The 19,730-nt window shown below is 72.1% G+C and carries 17 protein-coding genes; 7 read left to right on the top strand and 10 right to left on the bottom strand.

From position 1 onward, the window contains the following. Positions 1 to 176 precede the first annotated feature (176 nt). On the bottom strand, positions 177 to 1,079 hold the full coding sequence (locus QNO09_RS09090) for a TIGR01777 family oxidoreductase (RefSeq protein WP_283969572.1): 903 nt from the start codon (positions 1,077 to 1,079) through the stop codon (positions 177 to 179). Between the two features lie 71 nt (positions 1,080 to 1,150). Here QNO09_RS09090 and QNO09_RS09095 point away from each other — a divergent pair, with 71 nt between their 5' ends. Beyond that, the gene (locus QNO09_RS09095; RefSeq protein ID WP_283969573.1) at positions 1,151 to 1,648 is read left to right on the top strand and encodes a GNAT family N-acetyltransferase; all 498 of its coding nucleotides are present in this window, start codon (positions 1,151 to 1,153) and stop codon (positions 1,646 to 1,648) included. A 4-nt stretch (positions 1,649 to 1,652) separates the two neighbouring features. Here the strand turns inward: QNO09_RS09095 and QNO09_RS09100 are convergent, their stop codons facing one another. Next, positions 1,653 to 2,834 (bottom strand): MarP family serine protease, encoded by a 1,182-nt coding sequence (locus QNO09_RS09100; protein WP_283969574.1) that lies wholly within the window; start codon positions 2,832 to 2,834, stop codon positions 1,653 to 1,655. A gap of 268 nt (positions 2,835 to 3,102) precedes the next feature. On the opposite strand from QNO09_RS09100, the gene QNO09_RS09105 reads away from it, so the two are divergent. Then, positions 3,103 to 3,879, top strand: a complete 777-nt coding sequence (locus tag QNO09_RS09105) for a peptidoglycan recognition protein family protein (protein WP_283969825.1) — start codon at positions 3,103 to 3,105, stop codon at positions 3,877 to 3,879. Between the two features lie 102 nt (positions 3,880 to 3,981). Further along, positions 3,982 to 4,167, top strand: coding sequence for a hypothetical protein (locus tag QNO09_RS09110; RefSeq protein WP_451523712.1), 186 nt, complete (start codon positions 3,982 to 3,984; stop codon positions 4,165 to 4,167). Here the strand turns inward: QNO09_RS09110 and QNO09_RS09115 are convergent, their stop codons facing one another. After that, the gene (locus QNO09_RS09115; protein WP_283969826.1) at positions 4,168 to 4,686 is read right to left on the bottom strand and encodes a DUF4240 domain-containing protein; all 519 of its coding nucleotides are present in this window, start codon (positions 4,684 to 4,686) and stop codon (positions 4,168 to 4,170) included. It lies immediately after the preceding gene. Between the two features lie 56 nt (positions 4,687 to 4,742). After that, a complete protein-coding gene (locus QNO09_RS09120; protein ID WP_283969576.1) occupies positions 4,743 to 5,729 on the bottom strand; it encodes a helix-turn-helix transcriptional regulator in 987 nt (328 codons plus the stop codon). Between the two features lie 139 nt (positions 5,730 to 5,868). Here QNO09_RS09120 and QNO09_RS09125 point away from each other — a divergent pair, with 139 nt between their 5' ends. Both QNO09_RS09125 and QNO09_RS09130 read left to right on the top strand, forming a co-directional pair. Beyond that, positions 5,869 to 7,437, top strand: coding sequence for a sodium-dependent transporter (locus QNO09_RS09125; protein WP_283969577.1), 1,569 nt, complete (start codon positions 5,869 to 5,871; stop codon positions 7,435 to 7,437). After that, complete coding sequence (locus tag QNO09_RS09130; protein WP_283969578.1) at positions 7,437 to 7,577, top strand: methionine/alanine import family NSS transporter small subunit; 141 nt, start codon at positions 7,437 to 7,439, stop codon at positions 7,575 to 7,577. The genes QNO09_RS09125 and QNO09_RS09130 overlap by 1 nt, the downstream gene beginning before the upstream one ends. A gap of 82 nt (positions 7,578 to 7,659) precedes the next feature. Here the strand turns inward: QNO09_RS09130 and aceE are convergent, their stop codons facing one another. The 5 genes from aceE to QNO09_RS09155 all read right to left on the bottom strand — a co-directional run bounded on the left by aceE (position 7,660) and on the right by QNO09_RS09155 (position 17,102). After that, positions 7,660 to 10,362, bottom strand: a complete 2,703-nt coding sequence (gene aceE, locus QNO09_RS09135; RefSeq protein ID WP_283969579.1) for a pyruvate dehydrogenase (acetyl-transferring), homodimeric type — start codon at positions 10,360 to 10,362, stop codon at positions 7,660 to 7,662. Positions 10,363 to 10,655: 293 nt separating this feature from the next. Further along, positions 10,656 to 11,279, bottom strand: a complete 624-nt coding sequence (locus tag QNO09_RS09140; RefSeq protein ID WP_283969580.1) for a GntR family transcriptional regulator — start codon at positions 11,277 to 11,279, stop codon at positions 10,656 to 10,658. A gap of 258 nt (positions 11,280 to 11,537) precedes the next feature. Continuing rightward, positions 11,538 to 13,376: a 2-oxoglutarate dehydrogenase, E2 component, dihydrolipoamide succinyltransferase gene (sucB, locus tag QNO09_RS09145; protein WP_283969581.1), complete on the bottom strand. Its 1,839-nt coding sequence runs from the start codon at positions 13,374 to 13,376 to the stop codon at positions 11,538 to 11,540. A gap of 64 nt (positions 13,377 to 13,440) precedes the next feature. Continuing rightward, positions 13,441 to 14,829, bottom strand: coding sequence for a dihydrolipoyl dehydrogenase (lpdA, locus tag QNO09_RS09150; protein WP_283969582.1), 1,389 nt, complete (start codon positions 14,827 to 14,829; stop codon positions 13,441 to 13,443). A 746-nt stretch (positions 14,830 to 15,575) separates the two neighbouring features. Then, a complete protein-coding gene (locus QNO09_RS09155) occupies positions 15,576 to 17,102 on the bottom strand; it encodes a leucyl aminopeptidase (RefSeq protein ID WP_283969583.1) in 1,527 nt (508 codons plus the stop codon). 367 nt (positions 17,103 to 17,469) lie between these two features. Between QNO09_RS09155 and QNO09_RS09160 the strand changes: the two genes are divergently transcribed. Next, the gene (locus QNO09_RS09160) at positions 17,470 to 18,081 is read left to right on the top strand and encodes a putative glycoside hydrolase (protein ID WP_283969584.1); all 612 of its coding nucleotides are present in this window, start codon (positions 17,470 to 17,472) and stop codon (positions 18,079 to 18,081) included. Continuing rightward, entirely contained in the window at positions 18,078 to 18,860 is a 783-nt protein-coding gene (locus QNO09_RS09165; RefSeq protein WP_283969585.1) for an endo alpha-1,4 polygalactosaminidase, read from the top strand. Before QNO09_RS09160 ends, QNO09_RS09165 begins: the two co-directional genes overlap by 4 nt. Before the next feature lie 80 nt (positions 18,861 to 18,940). On the opposite strand, the gene QNO09_RS09170 is transcribed toward QNO09_RS09165, so the two are convergent. Next, positions 18,941 to 19,723 (bottom strand): adenosylcobinamide-GDP ribazoletransferase, encoded by a 783-nt coding sequence (locus tag QNO09_RS09170; protein WP_283969586.1) that lies wholly within the window; start codon positions 19,721 to 19,723, stop codon positions 18,941 to 18,943. Between the last annotated feature and the right edge of the window lie 7 nt (positions 19,724 to 19,730).

A 19,730-nucleotide genomic window follows, 5' to 3' on the forward strand; every position in this document is an offset into this window, starting at 1 on the left:
TGCCTCGTGGGCATGAAGTGGTCGCAGGAGGCTGGTGCGCGGGGCGAGGAGCTGTCTCGGACCTGCCGGTCGGATCTCGGACAGACGGCCGGTCCGCGTCGCGAGGGCCCCTTGCGGCCGGGCCCGGAGACCGGCGGACCTCTTGCGGGACCGCGGAAGAACACGACCCGGGGGTGTCAGAGCGCCGCCCGGATCGCTCCCTCGATCTCCGGGAACGCGAACCGGAAGCCCGACTCCAGCAGGCGCGTGGGCAGCACCCGGGCGCTGCCGAGGACGTCCCCGGCCATCTCGCCGAGCACGCTCCGCAGGACGGGCGCGGGCACCGCGAACAGCGTCGGGCGATGCAGCACGCGTCCCATCGCCGCCGTGATCTCACCGTTCGTCAGGGGGTTCGGGACGGTGACGTTGAACGGCCCGGACAGGCCGTCGGTGTCGATGAGATGCCGGATCGCGGCGACCTCGTCGTGCAGGGCGATGTACGACCAGTACTGCCGCCCGTCGCCCATCCGTCCGCCCAGTCCCGCCCGGAACAGCGGGAAGAGCCGCTGCCAGGCTCCGCCCGCACGGGAGACGACCAGCCCGGTCCGTGTGAACACCGTGCGCACACCGGCCTCCTGGGCGGGTGCGGCGGCCCCCTCCCACTCCACGCACAGCTCCGGCAGGAAGCCCTCTCCCGGGGGCGCGCTTTCGTCCACCGCCCGCTCGCCGGTCTCGCCGTAGTAGCCGATGGCGCTGCCGTTCACGAAGACCCGCGGCCGGTTCGCGCCCTCCAGCGAGGCGATCGCCTCGGCGAGCGCCGCGGTGCCCTTCACCCGGCTGTCGCGGATCCGCCGCTTGTAGGCCTCCGTCCAGCGCCGGTTGCCGACGCCGGCCCCCGCGAGGTTCACCACCGCGTGGCACCCGGCGAGCCCGGCCGCGTCCACGTGCCCGCCCTCGGAGTCCCAGCGGATCTCCCCGGCCGCCCGGGGCGTGCCACGCACCAGGCGGCGCACCTCGTGTCCGTCGGCGGTCAGGGACCGCACCAGGGCACTGCCGATGAGGCCGGACGCACCCGCCACCGCCACTCTTGAACGCTCCATGAACCCATCCTGCCGGGTGGCTGCGTAAATCCCTTGCAAGGCCTCGATCCGCTCGCCGTAGGGTGACGCACATGCCCGAGCTCCCCGCACCGCGCATCCGCGCCGCCCGGCCCGACGACGACGGCGAGCTGGCCCTGCTCGACCGTCTCACCTGGTCGCACCTGCACGCGGTGATGCCCGAGCCGCAGCCGCCGTACGCTCCCTTCTTCAGCGAGCGGCACACCCCCGGTGACTGTCTGGTCGCCGAGCTCGGCGACCGGCTCGCGGGCTATGTCCACCTCGGCTTCCCCACTCCGCTCGACTCGAACCGGCACGTCCTCCAGATCCAGGGACTCGCCGTCGCCGAGGAGGCACGCGGCCGGGGGGTCGGGCGGGCGCTGGTGCGTGCCGCCACCGACGAGGCCCGACGGCGCGGCGCACGCCGCATCACCCTGCGGGTCCTCGCGCACAACACCCCGGCCCGGGCCCTCTACGAGGCCGAGGGGTTCGTGACGGAGGGGATCCTGCCCGAGGAGTTCCTGCTCGACGGGAAGTACGTCGACGACGTGTTCATGGGGCGCTTCCTGTGAACACCTAGGCGGCCGGCTCGCCCGTGTCCACCGGTGCCGTGGCGCCCGCGGCGTCGCGCGCGTCGGAGGCGACCTCGTCCGCCGTCAGGACGTAGCCCGTCTCGGCGTCCGAGGTGGAGCGGGCGAAGACCACGCCGAACACCCGGCCGTCCGTCGTGAGCAGGGGGCCGCCGGAGTTGCCCGGGCGGACCGTGGAGCGGATCGAGTAGATCTCCCGGGTGGCCGTCCCGTCGTTGTAGATGTTCTGGCCCGTCGCCCGCACCCGGTTCGCGACCGTGGCCGCCTGGAGGTTCAGGTCGCCGTCCTGCGGATAGCCCGCGACGACCGCGGAGTCGCCGCGCTCGGCGTCGTCGTCGAACCGCAGCACGGGCGCCTCGAGATCCGGCACGTACAGCACGGCCACGTCCTTCTGCGGGTCGAAGAGCACCACGCGCGCCTCGTACGTCCGCCCGACCCCGCCGATCTGCACGGTCGGCTCGTCGATGCCGGCCACCACGTGGGCGTTGGTCATCACGCGCTCGCGCGCGTACACGAACCCGCTGCCCTCACGGCCCTGAGTGCCCGCGACGCCCTCGACCTTCACCGTGCTCCGCTTGGCGGCCTCGGTGGCGGCGGCCGTGACGCTGTCGCCGGTGGGCTTGGCGACCTCGGCCGTCGACTCGTTCTCGAAGGGGTTGAAGACCTGCGGGAAGCCCGCCTGCGTGAGCGCGGACGTGGCCCCCGAGAACCAGGCCGGCGTCGTGTCCGGCATCGTCCGCTGCACCGCGCCGAGCAGCCGCGAGTCCCGGATCGCAGAGGTGACCAGCGGCGACGAGGACACGCCCAGGACACTCGCGATCACCCACGCCACGATCAGCACGGCCACCGAGTTGGCCACGGCCCCGCCGAGCCCGTCCGCCACCCTGAGCGGTCCCCGGTCCAGCTCCCGCCGCAGCCGCAGCGCGAGGCGCCCCGCCAGCTCGTGCCCCACCACCGCCGGGAGCAGCACCGTGAACACCGCCGTCACCGTCGCCCGCGTCGTGCCCGGCTCCGCCAGGTCCATGACCCACGGCAGGATCCACACGCCGACGACCGCACCGCCCACGAAGCCCGCCAGCGACACGCAGCCGGCCACCAGGCCGCGCCGGTACCCGGACGCCGCGTAGGCCAGAACGACCAGCAACAGCAGGATGTCGAGCAGGTCCACGCACGCCGCCTTTCTCTCGGAACCCCTTAATACGCGGGGGGAGGGCCCGGTGATCAGTCACACGCGCGCGGGATGATCGGAATCGGCCCGCGGACGTGCACACGGAGAAACGTCGCGGACCGTGACGATGGTTCCACCGGGTGGCACATCACACATCGCGGACGGACCGGATCAGGCCGACAGTGGGACCATGCGTGTCGTGCGAAGACGGCGTGGCGCACGCAGGCCCTCCGTCGCCGGGACACCCGGCCTGCCGCGCGCGGCCCGGGTGGTGCTCGGCTGCCTGCCGGGCCTTGCCGCCGCCGTGGCGCTGGTGCTGTGCGCCCACGGCGTCGAGAACGCCGCCGAGACCGGCTCCCGCGCCGGCACGGCCCGTTCCACCGCCGCGCCCCACACCGCTCCCCGCCCGCCCATCGTGCCCAGAGCGCGGTGGCTGGGCGACGCCGCCCGCGCGCAACCCCGCCCCCGCTACGACGACCGGGTCGCCGCCGTCTTCGTGCATCACACCGATTCGCCCAACGGCTACGACTGCGCCGACGCGCCCCGCATCATCCGGGGTCTGTACACCGGCCAGACCGGCACCCGCGACTGGGACGACATCGGCTACAACTTCGTCGTCGACCGCTGCGGCACCCTCTACGAGGGCCGCGCCGGGGGCGTGGAACGCGCGGTCACGGGCGCCCACACCCAGGGCTTCAACCACCGGACCGCGGGCATCGCGGCCCTCGGCACCTTCACCGAGGGGATGCCCGTGCCCCGGCCCATGATCCGCGCGATCGCCGCGCTGTCCGCGTGGAAGCTGGGCCTGACCGGCACGGACCCGCGCGCGGACGTCCGTCTGGTCTCCAGCAACGGCCTGAGCCGGTACGCGGCCGGCACCACCGTCCGCCTTCCCGCCCTCGCGGGTCACAGCGACGGCTACATGACCAGCTGCCCGGGCGCCGCCCTGCGCGCCCGCCTGCCCGAGATCAGACAGCTCGCCGCCCGCCTCCAGGGCCGGCCCGACGGTCCACAGGAAGGCCACAGCGAACGCGCGGCGTCTTGAGATCCCGGCCCCCCTACGGTCATGCCCACAGGCAGCCGACTGGAGGTGGGGGCCATGAAAGACGGTCGTACGAAAGCCCCGGCAGACGCGGGGAGCGCGAGTGTGCGGGCGAGGGCCGTGCGCGGCCCCTGGGCGGTGCTCTGCGCGGCCGTGACGGTCGTCCTGGGCCCGGCGGCGGTCACCGCGTCCGCCCTCGACCAGGCCAACGCCGCTCCGCTGCACCACGCGGTGCGGGCCGATCCGGTACACGCGTACATCCCGTCCGACACCAGCCGCCGCGTCGCCTGATCAGCCCCTGAAGCGCTGCCACAGCCGGGGGTAACGCCCGGCGAGCAGCCCCTCGTTCTCGAAGTCGAGCGGGGTGCCCTCGGGTTCGGGGGGCGGCGGCGCGACCTCCAAGTCGGGGGCGACCACGCCGGTGAGCTGCTCGTAGGCCTCGTCCGCCGCGTAGCCGAGTTCCTCGCCGTCGCCGTCGATCTCCTCGTCGAAGTCGCCCAGCAGATCGGCGAGCGCGTCCGGGTCGTGCACGGCGCCCTCGAAGACCTCGCGGCCCTGCCCGATCAGCCAGCACCGGAAGAAGTCGAAGGCGTCGTCGCTCGCCCCGTCGAGCAGCACCCAGGCGGCGCCCCACAGGTCCCAGCGGTAGGCGCGGTTGTAGCGGGACTCGAAGTGCCGGGCGAAGTCCAGGACCGAGTCCGGATCCAGCTGGGCGAGCCGGTCCACGAGCAGGTCGGCCTGCTCCTCCGGGTCGCCCTCGGCGGCCTCCCGGGCATCGTCGATCAGCTCCCAGAACTCCGTCTCGTCCATCACGGGTCAAGCATCGGCCCTGGGGGACACGGACGCACCCGGAGTGCGCACGATCGTTATGTGCCGCCCTCGGGCCGGTAGAGCCGGGCCAGCCGTGTCGCGTCCGCGGCGAACCGCTCGCGCAGGCTCTCCGGCGCCAGCACCTCCACCTCCGGGCCCAGGGCCGCCAGCTGGGTGTGGGCGACCTCCTCGGACTCCACCGGCAGCGTCACGGTCACCCAGCCGTTCTCGTCCGGGGCGTCGGCGTCCGCCAGTGCCTCCCGGGCGGTCATCGCGTCGAGGGCGTACGGCAGGGCCCGCACACCGTCGGGCGACAGCCGCACCACGACCCGCGCCCGCAGGATGGACCGCGCGAACTGCTCGGCCCGCTCCTCCCAGAACGCGGGCAGGTCGAAGTCCGGCTCCCGCTCGAAGCGCTCCCCGTCCGCGTCCACCGCCGTGAACCGGTCGATCCGGTACACCCGGAAGGACGCGGACCCGGCCACCCGGGCGCACAGGTACCAGACGCCCGCCTTCAGCACGAGCCCGTACGGCTCCAGCTCCCGGACGATCTCGTCCTCCCCGCGCCGGTAGCGGGCGCCGATCCGCCGGTCGTCCCACACCGCGTCGGCGACGGCCGGCAGCAGCTCGGGCGTCTTCGGCTCCTTGAACCAGCTGGGCGCGTCCAGATGGAACCGCTGGGAGGCCGTCCGGGAGGCGTCCCGCAGGGACGGCAGCAGCGCCGCCGACACCTTCAGCCGGGCCGCCGAGGCGGCGTCCTCCAGACCCATCTCGCGCAGCGCCCCGGGCACCCCGGACAGGAACAGCGCCTCGGCCTCGCCGCGGTGCAGCCCGGTCAGCCGCGTCCGGTACCCGCCGACCAGCCGGTAGCCGCCGGCCCGGCCCCGGTCCGCGTACACCGGCACGCCCGCCTCCGACAGCGCCTGGGCGTCCCGGGTGACCGTCCGCTCCGACACCTCCAGTTCACGGGCGAGCTCGGCGGCCGTCATGGAGGGCCGGGACTGGAGCAGCAGCACCATCTTGATCAGCCGGGCAGCACGCATGGCCGCCATTGTGCCGGGCGTGCCACCTGCCTGGGTGTACACACGGTGTGATCATGCCGTCACCGCTGTTAGCGTCGGTCGGAGTTCAGGTTGCAGAGGTTCGGTGGATCAATCGGAACGTCCCTCGACGAGGACACACATGACGAAACACCCTCGCGAACAATGGGCCACACGCACGGGATTCCTGCTGGCGGCGATCGGCTCCGCCATCGGGCTCGGCAACATCTGGCGTTTTCCCGCCGTCGCCTACGAGAACGGCGGCGGCGCCTTTCTCTTCCCTTATCTCATCGCCCTGCTCACTGCCGGTATCCCGCTGCTGATCATGGAATACGCGATCGGGCGCAGATACCGGACGTCTCCCCCGGCGGCGCTGCGGCAGATGGCGCGCCCGGCGGAGGTGCTCGGGTGGTGGCAGGTGGCGATCTCCTTCGTGATCGCCACGTACTACGCGGTCATCATCGCCTGGGCGGTCCGTTACATCGGCTTCTCCGCCGACCAGGCCTGGGGCGACGACCCGGAGGGCTTCCTCTTCGGCAGCTTCCTCAAGGCGTCCGAGGCGCCGGGCTTCGTCTCCGGCTACGTCTCCGGGGTGCTGTGGCCGCTCATCGCCGTCTGGGTCGTGGTGCTGGGCATCCTGGCGTTCGGCATCCGGCGCGGCATCGAGAAGGCCAACAAGGTCTTCATCCCGCTGCTGGTGGTCTTCTTCGTCGTCCTGGTGATCCGGGCCCTCACCCTGGACGGCGCGGCGCAGGGGCTGGACGCCTTCTTCCGCCCCGACTGGTCGGAGCTGACCAACGGCAGCGTCTGGGTGGCCGCCTACGGCCAGATCTTCTTCTCGCTGTCGATCGGCTTCGGCATCATGATCACCTACGCGTCCTATCTGCGGCGCCGCTCCGATCTCACCGGCTCCGCCCTGGTCGCCGGGTTCGCCAACAGCTCCTTCGAGATCCTCGCCGGCATCGGCGTGTTCGCCACGCTGGGCTTCATGGCGCAGGCCGCGGGGGTGCCGGTCGGCGACGTGGCGACCGCGGGGCTCGGGCTGGCGTTCGTCGCCTTCCCGACGATCATCTCCGAGATGTGGCTGGGCGGCGCCTTCGGCGTGCTGTTCTTCGTGTCCCTGGTGATCGCGGGTCTGTCCTCGCTGATCTCGATCGTCCAGGTGGTGGTCTCCGCAGTGCAGGACCGCACCGGCATGCGCCGCGCCCCCGCCGTGTTCGGCGTGGGCGGCGCCGTGGCGGTGGCCTCCATCCTGCTGTTCCCGACCAACGAGGGCGTCTACCTGCTCGACGCCTCCGACCACTTCATCAACCAGTACGGCATCGCGATGGCCGCGCTGGTCGGCGTGATCGCGGTGGCCTGGTTCATGCGCAAGCTGCCCGAACTGCAACGCGACGCCGACGCCACCTCCGCCGTGCGGCTCGGCCACTGGTGGCGGATCTGCCTCGGTGTCATCACCCCGCTGGTGCTGGGCTGGATGATGATCGACAGCCTGCGCTCGGAGTTCGACGAGAACTACGAGGGCTACCCCACCGACTTCCTGCTGGGAGCGGGCTGGAGCGTGGCGATCGCGGCGCTGGTGGTCGGCGTGCTGCTCTCCCTCATCCCGTGGAAGGCGGCCGAGGGCGGGCTGAGCGACCTGGACATGGAGTCCCTCGACGAGGCCGAGGGCCACCGAAAGGGCAAGCGGCCCGGAGAGGAGGACCGCTGATGTCCGGCGGCGCCATCATCATGATGATCATCGCGATCGTCATCGTCTGGGGCGGCCTGGGACTGGCCATCGTCCAGCTCCGCCGCCACCCCGACCCCGGACCGGACGCCGAGGAGGCGACGGTCCCGCACACCGAGTAGCGTCCAGGCAGTACCACGGAAGCGGTCGTCGGCCTCCCGAACCACGGGAGGCCGACGACCGCTTCGCCGTCCGCAGGGTCCTTCACAGACCGTACGTGGCGCGCGCTTCCTTCACCGATGTCGCCTTGACCTCGCCGCGCTTGGCGAGCTGGGCCAGGGCCGCGACGACGATCGACTCGGCGTCCACCCCGAAGTGGCGGCGGGCCGCCTCACGGGTGTCCGAGAGGCCGAAGCCGTCGGCGCCCAGCGAGGACCAGTCCTGCTCGACCCACTGCGCGATCTGGTCCGGGACCTGGCGCATGTAGTCGGAGACCGCCAGCACCGGGCCCTCGGCACCCTGGAGCGCCTGCCGCACGAACGGCACCCGCTCCTCGCCGCGCAAGCCGGCCTCGTCCGCCTCCAGGGCGTCCCGGCGCAGCTCGCTCCAGGACGTCGCCGACCACACGTCGGCCGCCACGCCCCACTCCTCGGCGAGCAGCCGCTGCGCCTTGAGCGCCCAGTGGATCGCCGTACCGGAGCCGAGCAGCTGGATCCGCGGGGCGTTCGCCGGCACGGTGACACCGGCCGACTCCGCCGTGTTGAAGCGGTACAGGCCCTTGACGATGCCCTCGTCGATCCCGGCGACGGACGGCTTCGCGGGCTGTGGCAGCGGCTCGTTGTAGACGGTGAGGTAGTAGAAGACGTCCTGGTCCTCGTCCGGGGCCGCCTCGCCGTACATCCGGCGCAGACCGTCCTTGACGATCGTGGCGACCTCGTAGGCGAACGCCGGGTCGTACGACAGCGCCGCCGGGTTCGTCGCCGCGATGACGGGGGAGTGGCCGTCGGCGTGCTGGAGGCCCTCGCCCGTCAGCGTCGTGCGGCCGGCCGTGGCGCCGACGAGGAAGCCGCGACCGAGCTGGTCACCGAGCTGCCACATCTGGTCGGCCGTGCGCTGCCAGCCGAACATCGAGTAGAAGATGTAGAAGGGGATCATCGTCTCGCCGTGCGTCGCGTACGACGTCGAAGCGGCGATGAAGTCGGCCATCGAACCGGCCTCGGTGATCCCCTCGTTGAGGATCTGGCCGTTCTTGGCCTCCTTGTAGTACATCAGCTGGTCGCGGTCGACCGGCTCGTACGTCTGGCCCTTGGGCGAGTAGATGCCGAGCGAGGGGAACAGCGACTCCATGCCGAAGGTGCGCGCCTCGTCCGGGACGATCGGCACCCAGCGCTTGCCCGTCTCCTTGTCGCGGACCAGGTCCTTGACCAGGCGGACGAAGGCCATCGTCGTCGCGACGTTCTGCGCACCCGAGCCCTTGTCGAAGGAGGCGAACGCCTTCTCCGCCGGGGCGGGCAGCGGGGCGACCGGGTGGACGCGCCGGGCCGGGGCCGGACCGCCGAGGGCGGCACGCCGCTCCTGGAGGTAGCGGACCTCGGGGGAGTCGGCGCCCGGGTGGCCGTAGGGGACCACGCCGTCGACGAAGTCGCTGTCCTTGATCGGCAGGCCGAGCAGATCGCGCATGTTCTTGAACTCGTCCACCGAGAGCTTCTTCATCTGGTGGTTGGCGTTCTTCGACGCGAAGCCCTCGCCCAGGGTGTGGCCCTTGACCGTCTGGGCCAGGATCACGGTCGGCGCGCCCTTGTGCTCGACGGCGGCCTTGTACGCGGCGTACACCTTGCGCGCCTCGTGACCACCGCGCGAGAGGTGGAAGCACTCCAGGATCTTGTCGTCGCTCAGCAGCTTCGCCATCTCCACGAGCGCCGGGTCGCCGCCGAAGAAGTCCTGGCGGATGTAGGCCGCGTCGCGGGTCTGGTACGTCTGGATCTGCGCGTCCGGTACCTGGCGCAGACGGCGTACGAGCGCGCCGGTGGTGTCGAGCCGGAACAGCTCGTCCCAGGCCGTGCCCCACAGCGTCTTGATCACGTTCCAGCCGGCGCCGCGGAACTGCGCTTCCAGCTCCTGCACGATCTTGAAGTTGGCGCGGACCGGGCCGTCCAGACGCTGCAGGTTGCAGTTGATGACGAAGGTGAGGTTGTCCAGCTCCTCACGGGCCGCGAGCGCGAGGGCCGCCGTCGACTCGGGCTCGTCCATCTCGCCGTCACCGAGGAACGCCCACACGTGTGAGGCGGAGGTGTCCTTGATGGCGCGGTTGGTGAGATAGCGGTTGAAGCGCGCCTGGTAGATGGCGGAGAGCGGGCCCAGACCCATGGAGACGGTCGGGAACTCCCACAGCCAGGGCAGGCGGCGCGGGTGCGGGTAGGAAGGCAGGCCGTTGCCGCCCGACTCGCGGCGGAAGTTGTCGAGCTGCTCCTCGTTCAGACGGCCGTCGAGGAACGCGCGGGCGTAGATGCCGGGGGAGGCGTGGCCCTGGATGTAGAGCTGGTCGCCGGAGCCGTCGGCCTCTTTGCCCTTGAAGAAGTGGTTGAAGCCCGTCTCGTACAGCCAGGCGGCGGAGGCGAAGGTGGCGATGTGGCCGCCCACGCCGTACTTGCTGCCCCGGGTCACCATCGCGGCCGCGTTCCAGCGGTTCCACGCGGTGATCCGCTGCTCCATCGCCTCGTCACCGGGCACCGCCGGCTCGGCGGAGGTGGGGATGGAGTTGACGTAGTCGGTCTCGAGGAGCTTCGGCAGCGCGATGCCGGCGCCCTCGGCGCGCTCCAGCGTGCGGCGCATCAGGTATGCGGCACGGTGCGGCCCGGCAGCCTTGGTGACCGCGTCCAGGGAGGCCTGCCATTCGGCGGTCTCCTCCGGGTCCCGGTCGGGGAGCTGGTCGAGCTCGCTCGGCTGGATGGCGTGGGGGTCGGTCATGTCGCCGCCTTCCTCAGTCGAAGGGGGTTCCCTCACAAAAGGGGATCGGGGGTGCCCTTGGTCTTTGGCAGGACAGGGCGCGGGCCTCGGGTGCTGTGACACCTTGCGGCTTCCGCCGCGTGGCCCGTCGGCGACTGTAACTTGCTGATCGATGATCGATCAAAGGGTTGAGGGGCAAAACCTCTTGATCGCGAGAAAGTAGGCACGGGGTGCCTCCGGCGGTGGCACGCGGTGACCTGTTTTCGCATGGTTTTCGCAGGTCGGAGGCGTTTGAGCGAGGGTGCGCTCGGGTGTCACGCCCGGGGCGCGCAGCCCAGGACGTGCGCCTTCACGAGCTCCGCGATCCGGGGGTCACGGCGCTTGAACGCGGCGACGAGTTCCTCGTGCTCCTCCGCGTACGACTGCTGCCGGGTGCCCAGCCAGCGGATCGACAGGGCCGTGAACACCTCGATGCCGAGCCCCTCCCAGGTGTGCAGCAGCACGGAGTTGCCCGCGGCGCGGACCAGTTCGCGGTGGAAGGCGACGGTGTGCCGCACCTGAGCCGTGCCGTCGGAGACGCGGTCGGCCTCGTACAGGGCGCTGACGTGGGGTTCCAGCGCCGAGCAGTCCTCCGCGAGCCCTTGGGCGGCCAGCTCCGCGGCGATGGCCTCCAGGCCCGCCCGGACCGGGTAGCTCTCCTCCAGGTCGGCGGCCGTGAGGTTGCGGACGCGCACGCCCTTGTTCGGAGCGGACTCGATCAGGCGCAGGGACTCCAGCTCGCGCAGGGCCTCACGGACCGGGGTCTGACTGACCTCCAGCTCGGTGGCGATCCGGCGCTCGACGATCCGCTCGCCCGGCTGCCAGCGTCCGCTGATGATCCCCTCCAGGATGTGCTCGCGGATCTGCTCGCGGAGCGAGTGGATGACGGGCGCGGTCATGAGGGCTCCTTACGCGGGATCGACGTTTAGACAATACGGCCGGTTCACGCCGCGGGTGGGGCGGGCGAAGGCGCTTTGATGCAGGTGAGACGAGGCTTACACCAGGGGTGTGGGGTGGTCGTTCGGCTGCGGCGCCGTTGGGGTCGGTCGCGCCCACGCGGCGGAGCCGCACATCGATACAGCCCCGCGCCCCCGGGGACGACGATGCCCCGCCCGGGAAAGCCGGACGGGGCATCGATGCGTACTGCTGGTCGGCGACTACAGGCCGAGCTCGACCTCGAACTCGCCCGCCTCCAGGATGGCCTTGACCGCCGTCAGGTAACGGGCGGCGTCGGCGCCGTCCACCAGGCGGTGGTCGTAGGACAGGGTCAGGTACGTCATGTCGCGGACGCCGATGGCCGTGCCCTCCTCCGTCTCGATGACGGCGGGGCGCTTGACCGTCGCGCCGATGCCGAGGATGGCGACCTGGCCCGGCGGCACGATGATCGTGTCGAAGAGCGCGCCGCGCGACCCGGTGTTGGAGATGGTGAAGGTCGCGCCGGACAGCTCGTCCGGGGTGATCTTGTTGGCCCGGACCTTGCCCGCGAGCTCGGCCGTCGCCTTGGCGATACCGGCGAGGTTGAGGTCACCGGCGTTCTTGATGACCGGGGTCATCAGGCCCTTCTCGGAGTCCACCGCGATACCGATGTTCTCGGCGTCGAAGTAGGTGATGGTCCCCTCGGCCTCGTTGATCCTGGCGTTGATCGGCGCGTGCGCCTTCAGCGCCTGGGCCGCGGCCTTGACGAAGAACGGCATCGGGGAGAGCTTGACGCCCTCACGCGATGCGAACGCGTCCTTGGCACGGGCGCGCAGCCTCATCAGACGGGTGACGTCGACCTCGACGACCGAGGACAACTGGGCCTGCTCGTGCAGGGCCTTGACCATGTTGTCGCCGATGACCTTGCGGATCCGCGGCATCTTGATGGTCTGGCCGCGCAGCGGCGACGCCTCCAGCGCCGGGGCCTTCTTCGCGGCCGACGGGGCGGCAGCGGCGGGGGCCGGGGCGGCGGCGCTCTTCGCGGCCTCGGCCGCGGCGACGACGTCCTGCTTGCGGATACGGCCGCCGACGCCGGTGCCCTTGACAGCGGCCAGGTCGACGCCCTGTTCGGCGGCGAGCTTGCGCACCAGCGGGGTCACGTAGGCGCCGTCGTCGGCCGGCTTGGCGGCGGCCGGAGCGGCCGGGGCCTGGGCCGGAGCCGGGGCGGGCGCCGGAGCGGCCGGGGCCGGGTCGGGAGCCGGGGTGGTCTGCTGCTGCGGGGCCGGGGCGGACGGCGCCTGCGGAGCCGGAGCCGGGGCGGCCGGGGCCTGCTGGGCCGGGGCGGCCTGCTGCGGGGCCGGGGCCTGGGCGGGCTCGGGCTGTGCCGGGGCCTGGGCGGGCTCGGGCTGCGCCGGGGCGGCCGGGGCCTCCTGCGCGGGGGCGGCGGCCGGAGCGGCACCCGCCTCGCCGATGACGGCGAGCTTGGCGCCGACCTCGGCGGTCTCGTCCTCGCCGACCACGATCTCCAGCAGGGTGCCCGAGGTGGGCGCCGGGATCTCGGTGTCGACCTTGTCGGTGGAGACCTCGAGCAGCGGCTCGTCGGCCTCGACGCTGTCACCGACCGACTTCAGCCAGCGGGTGACGGTGCCCTCGGTGACGGACTCGCCGAGCGCGGGCAGAACGACGTCCGTGCCCTCGGCGGAGCCGCCGCCGGCGGCGGTGTCGGTGGAGGGAGCGGGCGCCGGGGCGGCCTGCTCGGTGGACGGGGCGGCCGGGGCCGGCTCGGGAGCGGGCTCGGCGACCTGCTCGGCCTCCGGGGCCTGCTCGGCGGCGGGCGCGCCGCTGCCGTCGTCGATCAGGGCCAGCTCGGCGCCGACCTCGACCGTCTCGTCCTCGGCGACCTTGATGGAGGCCAGGACACCGGCGGCGGGCGAGGGGATCTCGGTGTCGACCTTGTCGGTGGAGACCTCGAGCAGCGGCTCGTCGGCCTCGACGCGCTCGCCCTCGGCCTTCAGCCAGCGAGTGACAGTGCCCTCGGTGACGCTCTCGCCGAGCGCCGGAAGGGTTACGGAAACCGCCATGGTTTCGGTTGCTCCTTACGGAAAGTGCGGAAGTCTGTGTCGTCGCGTTCGTCGACCGAGGGGCTCAGTCGTGCGCGTGGAGGGGCTTGCCGGCCAGGGCCAGGTGGGCCTCGCCGAGCGCCTCGCTCTGGGTCGGGTGGGCGTGGATGAGCTGCGCGACCTCGGCGGGCAGCGCCTCCCAGTTGTAGATCAGCTGGGCTTCACCGACTTGCTCGCCCATGCGGTCGCCGACCATGTGGACGCCGACGACGGCACCGTCCTTGACCTGGACGAGCTTGATCTCGCCCGAGGTGCCCAGGATCTTGCTCCTGCCGTTGCCCGCGAGGTTGTACTTCAGAGCGACGACCTTGTCCGCACCGTAGATCTCCTTGGCCTTGGCCTCGGTGATGCCCACGGAGGCGACCTCCGGGTGGCAGTACGTCACCCGCGGGACACCGTCGTAGTCGATCGGAACGGTCTTCAGACCGGCCAGGCGCTCCGCCACCAGGATGCCCTCGGCGAAGCCGACGTGCGCGAGCTGGAGGGTCGGGACGAGGTCACCGACGGCGGAGATGGTCGGCACGTTCGTGCGCATGTACTCGTCGACCAGGACGTAGCCGCGGTCCATGGCGACGCCCTGCTCCTCGTAGCCCAGGCCCTGGGAGACCGGGCCGCGGCCGATGGCCACCAGCAGGACCTCGGCCTCGAACTCCTTGCCGTCGGCAAGGGTGACCTTGACGCCGTCCTGGGTGTACTCGGCCTTCTGGAAGAAGGTGCCCAGGTTGAACTTGATGCCGCGCTTGCGGAACGCGCGCTCCAGGAGCTTGGAGGAGTTCTCGTCCTCGACCGGCACCAGGTGCTTCAGGCCCTCGACGATCGTGACCTCGGTGCCGAAGGACTTCCAGGCGGAGGCGAACTCGACGCCGATGACACCGCCGCCCAGGATGATCGCGGACTTGGGCACGCGGTCCAGCACGAGGGCGTGGTCGGAGGAGATGATCCGGTTGCCGTCGATGTCCAGGCCGGGCAGCGACTTCGGCACGGAGCCGGTCGCGAGCAGGACGTGGCGGCCCTCGACACGGCGGCCGTTCACGTCGACGGAGGTGGGGGAGGACAGTCGGCCCTCACCCTCGATGTACGTCACCTTCCGGGAGGCGACGAGCCCCTGCAGGCCCTTGTACAGGCCGGCGACCACGCCGTCCTTGTACTTGTGGACCCCGGCGATGTCGATGCCCTCGAAGGAGGCCTTCACACCGAACTGCTCGCTCTCGCGGGCCTGGTCGGCGATCTCGCCCGCGTGCAGCAGGGCCTTGGTGGGGATGCATCCCCGGTGCAGGCAGGTGCCGCCGACCTTGTCCTTCTCGATCAGGGCGACGTCCAGGCCCAGCTGCGCCCCGCGCAGGGCCGCGGCGTAACCACCGCTGCCACCGCCGAGGATCACTAGGTCGAAAACGGTGCTGGCGTCGTTCGCCACGTCACGTCCTCCATGCATGTGCGCCGTGAGCCGGTCGTCGATGACCGGCAGGCGGCTGGTGTCCGGCCGCTCGTTCTTCGGCCCTTCGGTGGGGCCCTGTCCTGCCGAGCCCCATCTTCGCACTTGTCAGCACACAAGGAGACGCCGGGCTGCGGTGTGAGACGCCCCACGTTCAGATGAGCCGCCCCCGGGGGCGATGCCCGAGGGGCGCGGTGTCGCGTCTGATCTGCGGCTCCGCCGTGCGGGCGCGACCGGTCCTCATGCGCACCGGCGATCGACGGTGGGACGTGCTCGCGGGGGGCGCGGGGCTGTATCGGGTCTGGGCTCCGCCGCGCGGGGGTGGGGACGGCGAACCCGAGGGGCGCGGGGCTGTGTCCGATCTGCGGCTCCGCCGTGCGGGCGCGACCGGTCCTCATGCGCACCGGCGATCGACGGTGGGACGTGCTCGCGGGGGGCGCGGGGCTGTATCGGGTCTGGGCTCCGCCGCGCGGGGGTGGGGACGGCGAACCCGAGGGGCGCGGGGCTGTGTCCGATCTGCGGCTCCGCCGTGCGGGCGCGACCGGTCCTCATGCGCACCGGCGATCGACGGTGGGACGTGCTCGCGGGGGGCGCGGGGCTGTATCGGGTCTGGGCTCTGCCGCGCGGGGGTGGGGACGGCGAACCCGAGGGGCGCGGGGAACTGCGCGAACAGCCCCACGCCCCCGCACTCGCCACACCACCGGCGAGACCGGGCTCTCGGGCGGGACTCAGCCCAGCTCGCCCGCGGCCGTCAGCTCCGCGACCCGCACCAGCGTCCGTACGGCCGAGCCCGTGCCGCCCTTCGGCGTGTATCCGAACGGTCCGCCCTCGTTGAAGGCCGGTCCGGCGATGTCCAGGTGCGCCCAGGTGATGCCCTCGCCCACGAACTCGCGCAGGAACAGACCGGCGACCAGACCGCTGCCCATCCGCTCGCCCATGTTCGCGATGTCGGCCGTGGGCGAGTCCATCCCCTTGCGCAGGTGCTCCGGCAGCGGCATCGGCCACGCCGGCTCCCCGACCTCTTCCGCCGCCTCGTGCAGCGCCGCACGGAACGCGTCGTCGTTGCCCATGATCCCGAACGTCCGGTTGCCCAGCGCCAGCACCATCGCCCCGGTCAGCGTCGCCACGTCCACGATCGCGTCCGGCTTCTCCTGCGAGGCCGCCCACAGCGCGTCGGCCAGCACCAGCCGGCCCTCCGCGTCGGTGTTGAGCACCTCCACGGTCTTGCCGCTGTACATCCGCAGCACATCACCCGGACGGGTAGCGGAACCGGAGGGCATGTTCTCGGCCAGGGCGAGCCAGCCGGTGACGTTGACCTCCAGGCCGAGGCGCGCGGCGGCGACGACCGCGGCGAACACGGCGGCCGCCCCGCTCATGTCGCACTTCATCGTCTCGTTGTGGCCGGCAGGCTTCAGCGAGATGCCGCCCGAGTCGTACGTGATGCCCTTGCCGATGAAGGCGAGGTGCTTCCTGGCCTTGGAGGAGGTGTACGACAGCTTGACCAGGCGCGGTCCCGCCGCCGAGCCCGCGCCGACACCGAGGATGCCGCCGTAGCCGCCCTTGACCAGGGCCTTCTCGTCGAGCACCTGCACCTTGATGCCGTGCTCCTTGGCCGCGGCCTGGGCGATCGCGGCGAACGACTCGGGGTTCAGGTCGTTCGGCGGGGTGTTGATCAGGTCGCGGGCGCGGTTGAGCTCCTCGGACACGGCGACGGCACGCTCGATCGCGGCCTTGTACGCCTTGTCGCGGGGCTTGCCGCCGAGCAGGGTGACCTCGGCCAGGGGCGCCTTGCCGTTCTTGGCCTTGGCATCCTGGCCGTTGGCCTTGTAGGCGTCGAAGGAGTACGCGCCGAGCAGCGCGCCCTCCCCGAGCGCGCCGGCGGCGGCGGCGTCGCCCAGCGGCAGCGCGAAGCCGGCCTTCTTGGACCCGGCCAGGGCGCGGGCGGCGACACCGGCGGCCTTGCGCAGGGCCTCGGAGTCGTAGTCGGCGTCCTTCTCGGGGGCCGCGCCCAGGCCGACCGCCAGGACGAGCGGTGCCTTGAAGCCGGACGGCGCCGGCAGCTTCGTCACCTCGCCCTCGCCGCCGGAGGCGCCGAGAGTCTCCAGAACGCCGGCGAGCCTGCCGTCGTACGCCTTGTCCACGGCCTCGGCGCCCGGTGCGACGACCGGCCCGTTGGCACCCTTGGCGACACCGATCACGATCGCGTCGGCCCGCAGACCGGACGCCGCGGCGGTGCTGAGAGTGAGAGCAGTCACGGTGGTGAAATCTCGCTTCCGATGTGAAGTTGCAGTGGTCGAACGATGTGGGTCGACCGGGCCCGACAGCCGACCCTATTCCGACCTCAGGGTCCGGTATCCACGGGGCCTTCCCCGGTACGGCGAACACTCGACGTCGAGACTACGCGCGTGGTCCCGTTCGCTCATTCCTGCGGGCGTTCACCTGGCGGTGGCGTAGTGGCCATTTCTTGATCCCTCACACCGGTGAACTGGGTCACACTCGTCGCGATCCGGTGAGCGCCCTGCTCGCCCCTTTGCACGATTCCCACGGCTCCGTCCTCTGCTCGACCGCACGAGGGTGCCGGGGATCATCTGGGGGAGGAACCATGGCGCAGCGTGCGCGCAGATGGAGGAACACGGCCGCCGCGATGACGGCGGCGGGCCTGATCACGGCCGGGGCCTCCGCGCCCGGGGCGACGGCCGCCGAGGAACCCCGCGTCGACCTGAGGGTGCTGGTGGTGGACAACGGGGACAGCCCCGTCAGGGCCGTCACCGCCGAGCTCAGGAACACGGGCGTCCCGTACACGACCGTCGACCTGAACGACTCCGGCCGGCCGACGATCACGGCGTCGTTCCTGAGCGACACCGTGGGCGGCCGGCCGCGCCCGAGCGGTTCGAGCGGTACCAGAGGCTGGCGGCGGCCGCCTGGGGCGTCGGCTGCGGCACCCTCGTCCTCAACCACGGCACGGCACCGCACCCCTGCTACGCCCGCATCGCCGACGTCCTCGTCACCTTCGAGGGCCCCTGGGACACGTACCGCGCCCTACCCCCGCAGCCCCGGCCCGGCGGCCCGGACGTACGGTTGTGCCACCTGGTGTACGACGTCCCGCCCGGCGCCGACCCGGAAGGTCTGGCCCGGGCGCGGGGCGCGGTGGTGCACTGCGCGGTGCCCGGGACCGGAGATCATCCGTGGGGCACCCTGCCGCACACCCTCCAGAACGCGGAGAACACCCCGTGAGACGCCTGCCCCTCCTCGTCGTCGCCCTGCTCCTCGTGCTGCTCGCGGGGTGCGCCCAGCCCTCGGACGACAAGCCCGGCCCCCGCTGGCGGCCCCGCCCCGGCACCGACTGGCAGTGGCAGCTCAGCGGGCGCCTGGACACCTCCGTCGACGTGCCCGTCTACGACATCGACGGCTTCGACCACTCCGAGGACACCGTCGCCCGGCTGCACCGCGAGGACCGCAAGGTCATCTGCTACCTCTCCACCGGCGCCTGGGAGGAGTTCCGCCCCGACGCGGAGAAGTTCCCCGAGTCGGTCCTCGGCCGCGGCAACGGCTGGAAGGGGGAGCGCTGGCTCGACATCCGCCGCACCGACGTCCTGGAGCCGCTCATGGCGGCCCGGATCGACATGTGCCGCGACAAGGGCTTCGACGCGGTGGAGCCCGACAACATGGACGGCTACCGCAACGACACCGGCTTTCCCCTGACGGCCACCGACCAGCTCCGCTACAACCGCCTCATCGCCCGGCTGGCCCACGACCGGGGCCTGGCGGTCGGGCTGAAGAACGACCTGGACCAGATCCCCGAACTGGTCGGGGACTTCGACTTCGCGGTCAACGAACAGTGCGCCCAGTACGGCGAGTGCGCGGCCCTCACGCCGTTCATCGAGGCGGGCAAGGCCGTCTTCCACGTCGAGTACGAGGTTCCCACCGGCCGCTTCTGTGCCGACTCGCGCCGCCTGAAGCTCAGTTCGCTGCTCAAGAAGTACGACCTAGGGGTGTGGCGACGGGCCTGCTGAGCCCGATCCCGGTGACCGTCGTGCCCGCGATCCACTCGGCGAGGGACCGGCGGCCGCGGGAGAGTGACGAGGAGATCGTCTCAGCCCAGTGACAGAACGACCAGCGCCGTGGTCGCCGCCGTCTCCGCCAGACCGCCGAAGACGTCCCCCGTCACCCCGCCGAAGCGGCGGGTGCAGTGGCGCAGCAGCGTCTCGGTGGCGGCCAGGGAAACGACGACCGCGAGCACGCCGCGGACCATGTCGTACGGCCCGAGGAGGGCCCCGGCCGCCGTGGCGGCCCCCGCGACGGCCATGGTGGCGATCACCGCCCCCCGCGGTGGCACCACACCGGCGACCGCCGCCCCCAGCCCCTCCGGCCGCGCGGCCGGCACCCCGGCCCGGGCCGCGAGGGTCAGGGCCAGCCGGGCGAGTGTCGCGGAGACGACGGCGGCACACGCGCCCCGGGCCCAGGAGGCCTCGTACGCCTGGGCGAGCGCGGCGACCTGCGCGAGCAGGGCGAGGACGAGGGTGATGACCCCGAACGGCCCGATGTCCGACTGCTTCATGATCCGCAGTGCGTCCTCGGCGGGCTTTCCGCTGCCCAGCCCGTCGGCGGTGTCCGCGAGCCCGTCGAGATGGAGCCCGCGCGTGAGCACGGCCGGCACGGCGACGGTCGCCACGGCCGCGAGCGGCGCCCCCGCGCCCAGGGACAGCAGGACCAGCCCGAGCAGGGCGGCGGCCGCACCCACCACCAGCCCGGCCAGCGGAGCGCACAGCATGCCGCCGCGCGCGGCCTCCCGGTCCCACCGGGTCACCCGGACCGGGATCACCGTGAGGGTGCCGAAGGCGAAGCGGAGTCCGTCGAGGGGCGAGGTACTGGGCACCGGCGCA

Origin of the sequence: Streptomyces sp. 378, from assembly GCF_030124145.1 — a bacterium.
Classification (GTDB): Bacteria; Actinomycetota; Actinomycetes; order Streptomycetales; family Streptomycetaceae; genus Streptomyces.